A 3,736-nucleotide genomic window follows, 5' to 3' on the forward strand; every position below is an offset into this window, starting at 1 on the left:
TACGTCGCGAGCGCGTCCCACCGGCAGGTGCCGCGCATCCGCACCAGTTCCATGCCCCGTCCACCGGCAACAGCACGCGTGCCGGAGCAGCTGTCCCCCGGAGCAGGCATGCCGTCATCCCTCCGGGTGATCAGGCGGGTCACCTCAGCCAGCTGCTGCAGCGCGGACGTTCCAAATGGTGACGGGCATCCGCGGCCGCAACGAGGTCGTCGCTGGGATGGAAAACCCTTATCGGTGCAGGCTCCTCGCGAATAGTCTCGAAGTCATGGCGGACGGTGACTGGAGGGATGGCGGGTTCAGGGAGCGGCGGCCGTCCGTGGAGACTCTTGCGTGGGTTGCGGCGTCGATGGGGCGGGGTAGTCGCGTCGTGGGGTATCGCCGGATGACCGGTGGTGTCTGCTCCGCTGTGAATCGGCTGACGGTCGAGCGACGTGGGGTGCGAACGTTCGTCGTACTGCGGCAGTACCCGGGTGGGCTCGACCTGCACGAGCCTCTGGAGCAGGAGATCGCCAGCCTCAAGGTGGTGGCGGGAAGCGGGCTCCCGGTTCCGGGCATCCTGGCTACTGATGTTGCCGGTACGTCGACCGGCGGCGCGCCGTCGTTGCTGATGACGCGATTGCCGGGGCATGTCGAGCTCAACCCGGAGGAACCTCGGTCGTGGCTGACGAGGATGGCGGAGCTTGCTGTACTGATGCATTCCCTCGATCTCCCCGCGAAGACGTTCAGGCCTTGGACCGATTCGTGGATCGCTCCTCCAGGCGAGCTTCGGGTGCCGGCTGACGCACGGAAGCCGGCTGTGTGGAAGGTGGCGTTCGGTGTCATGGCTACGTCGCCCCCAGCGGACCCAGCCGTCTTTCTGCACTGCGATTTCCTGCCGGTCAACATGCTGTGGTCCCGTGGAAGGATCACCGGACTGACCGACTGGAACTCCATCCATCGCGGGTCGCGCGCGATCGACGTCGGGCACTGTCGGCGATACCTGGCGGCCCTGTACTCGCCCGGCTGGGCGGAGCAGCTCCGGTCGCTGTACGAGTCGATCGCCGGGGTAACGCTCGATCCGTGGTGGGACCTGTATACCCTGCTGCACTACGACGACACCGGCTCGAAGTGGATCCGCGGCCAGGTCGCCGGCCGCCGCCCGGTCGACGTACCCGGCATGACCGCCCGCGTCGAGACCGCCGTCGAAACAGCGCTACACCGCCTCGGATAACTGCAGGCTCCCCGCCACCCTTTCGTTCCGGTACGCCGCGCAGCGGTGTCCGTTCCTCGGCTCGGTTGGACAGCAGGAGTTGGTTGTGGGGAGCGGGCTCCCCACAACCAAGCGGTCAGTCTTTGATGCCGGATTGGGTTACGCCTTGGATCAGGTAGCGCTGGAGGAAGGCGAAGATCAGGACCAGTGGGAGGATCGAGACCGCCACCGCCATGAAGAGTTCGTGGATGTTGATCGTCTGCGCGGTGATGAAGGTCGACATCGCGACCTGGATGGTCCAGGACGACGAGTCCTGGCCGATCACCAGGGGCCACAGGAAGCTGTTCCAGTTGCCGATGAAGGTGATGGCCGCCAGGGCCGCGAAGAACGGCAGGGAGTTCGGTACGACGATCCGCCAGAACACCCCGAAGTACCCGGCCCCGTCGACCCGCGCGGCCTCCTCGAGCTCCTTCGGGAAGCCGAGGAAGTACTGCCGGAACAGGAACGCCGCGAACCCGCTGAACAATGTCGGGATGATCAGGCCGCGCAGCGAGGACACCCAGCCGAGCGACGACACCACGATGAACGACGGGATGAACGTCACCGCGCCGGGGATCATCAGGGTCGCCACGATCGCGTAGAAGATCTTGTCCGCGTGTTTGTACGGGATCCGGGCCAGGCCGTACCCCGCCATCGATGCCAGCAGCAACTGTCCCGCCGTACCGAGGATGCCGACGACCGCGGAGTTGTAGAGCGCCCGCGCCATCGGGACCGTGGTGTCGTTGAACAGCTCGCTGATGTTCCCCCACTGCAGGTGTGAGGGGAACAGCGTCCACGTCGGCGCGGTGATGTCGGACTCGGTGGACAGGGCGTTGCGCAGGATCAGGTAGAACGGCAGCAGGAACAGCACCACCGCGATCAGCAGCGCGATCCAGCGCAGCACCGCTCCGACCCGGCCGAGCGGGGTCCGCGTGAAGCCGATCGGCGTCGGCGTTCCGGTCGTACGTTCGGCGTCGGCCATCAGTCGCCCGCCTTTCCGAAGCCGAAGATCCGGCTCTGCAGCAGGGTCACGAGCATGATGATGACGGCCAGGATCAGCGCGCCGGCGGAGCCGTGCCCGAGGTCCTGGATCGAGCCGAGCGAGATGCCGTACAGGTACACCAGCGGCGGCCGCGCGTAGTTGACGTTGCCGATCAGGTTGTAGAACTCGTCGAACGCCTGGTACGCCGCGATCAGGTTCAGGATCAGGACCGCGACCGAGGTCGCCCGCAGCTGCGGCAGCGTGATGTACCGGAAGATCTGCCACCCGGGCTTCGCCCCGTCGACGTACGCCGCCTCGTAGAGCGTCGGCGAGATCCGCTGCAGCCCGGCGATGAACAGGATCATGTAGAACCCGAGCTGCAGCCACAACCGGACCGTCACCAGCGGCAGCCAGTACCACGGCGGCGAGACCGTCGAGAGCCAGGCGATGTTGTCGATCCCGAACCAGCCGAGGACCGTGTTCGCGAGGCCGAACCGGACGCCGTTGAAGATCGACAGCCTCCAGATCAGCGACGCGACGACGTACGAGCAAGCGGTCGGCAGGAAGAACACCGACCGGAAGAACGCCCGCGCGATCTTCACCTGGTTGACCAGCAGCGCCAGCGCCAGCGAGAGCACGAACGTCAGCGGCACGATGAACACCGCGAAGATCGTGAACGTGCCCAGGCTGGACAGGAAGTTCTGGTCGGTGAGCATGTCGATGTAGTTCTGCAGCCCGACGAACTTCGACGGCGTCGCGGTGTTGTAGGCCTCGAAGAAGCTGAGGACCAGGCTCCAGATGATCGGCAGGTACGAGAAGATCAGCAACCCGAGCACGAACGGCCCGACGAACACCCAGAACCACAGGGCGTTCCCCTTGATCCCCTTCTGCCGGCGCCGTGCGCCCCGCCGCTCACCGGAAGCGGCGGAGTCCGTGCGTGCCTCGACCGTAGAGCTCATCCGAACAACCGCTTCAGTTCGTCGTTGACGGTCTTCTCCGCCTTCGCGATCTCGGCGGCTGGGTCGGCTCCCTTCTTGATGATGTTGGTCAGCATGTCGTTGAAGCCCGTGTTCATCTTCGGGGTCCAGGCCGGGTCGTCGGTGTGGCCGTACTGCTGGGTCAGCTTCACGGTGTCCGCCGCGACACCGCTCTGCAGCTTCGCCGCCTTGGCCGCGACGCTCTTCCGGGGCGGGATGTGGAAGCCGTAGCTCAGCGACCAGTCCTCCTGGTCGGCGGTCTGGTCGATCCACAGCCACTTCACGAACTTCTTCGCCGCGTCCACGTTCGCGCTCTTCGCGGAGACGAACTGGGTCCAGCCGCCGGAGTACACGGCCGGCTTGTTCGATGCGTCGAGGGCCGGGAACGGGATCACGCCGAGGTCGTCGCCGAGCGCCTTCTGCATGCCCGGCACCGCCCACATGCCGATCCACTGCATCGCGCACAGGCCCTGGTTGATCGCGCCCGGGTCGGTCCAGTCGGTCGGCGCGCCGAGCAGGATGCTCTTGCTCGCGTACAGCTCGTGCAGC

Annotated in this window: 4 protein-coding genes; 1 reads left to right on the forward strand and 3 read right to left on the reverse strand. The window is 66.1% G+C overall.

What is annotated here, in order from left to right; all coding sequences use genetic code 11:
- Positions 1–406: 406 nt before the first annotated feature.
- Positions 407–1,210 (forward strand): aminoglycoside phosphotransferase family protein, encoded by an 804-nt coding sequence (locus VFF46_RS38690; protein WP_325042254.1) that lies wholly within the window; start codon positions 407–409, stop codon positions 1,208–1,210.
- 115 nt (positions 1,211–1,325) lie between these two features.
- On the opposite strand, the gene VFF46_RS38695 is transcribed toward VFF46_RS38690, so the two are convergent.
- The 3 genes from VFF46_RS38695 to VFF46_RS38705 all read right to left on the reverse strand — a co-directional run.
- Positions 1,326–2,210 carry a carbohydrate ABC transporter permease gene (locus tag VFF46_RS38695; RefSeq protein ID WP_325042255.1) on the reverse strand — a complete coding sequence of 295 codons (885 nt, stop codon included), beginning with the start codon at positions 2,208–2,210 and terminating at the stop codon, positions 1,326–1,328.
- Positions 2,210–3,169, reverse strand: a complete 960-nt coding sequence (locus VFF46_RS38700; protein WP_325042256.1) for a sugar ABC transporter permease — start codon at positions 3,167–3,169, stop codon at positions 2,210–2,212. Before VFF46_RS38700 ends, VFF46_RS38695 begins: the two co-directional genes overlap by 1 nt.
- The coding region (locus VFF46_RS38705; RefSeq protein WP_325042257.1) for an extracellular solute-binding protein at positions 3,166–3,736 on the reverse strand (571 nt) is incomplete at its 5' end. The genes VFF46_RS38700 and VFF46_RS38705, both read right to left, overlap by 4 nt.

The organism is Kribbella sp. (assembly GCF_035655035.1).
In the GTDB taxonomy this organism is placed as follows: Bacteria; Actinomycetota; Actinomycetes; order Propionibacteriales; family Kribbellaceae; genus Kribbella.

What these genes read in the sequence shown, in the direction of transcription:
- VFF46_RS38700 (WP_325042256.1), bottom strand. Translation starts at nt 3,169, where the DNA reads ATGAGCTCTACGGTCGAGGCACGCACGGACTCCGCCGCTTCCGGTGAG.
- VFF46_RS38695 (WP_325042255.1), bottom strand. Translation starts at nt 2,210, where the DNA reads ATGGCCGACGCCGAACGTACGACCGGAACGCCGACGCCGATCGGCTTC.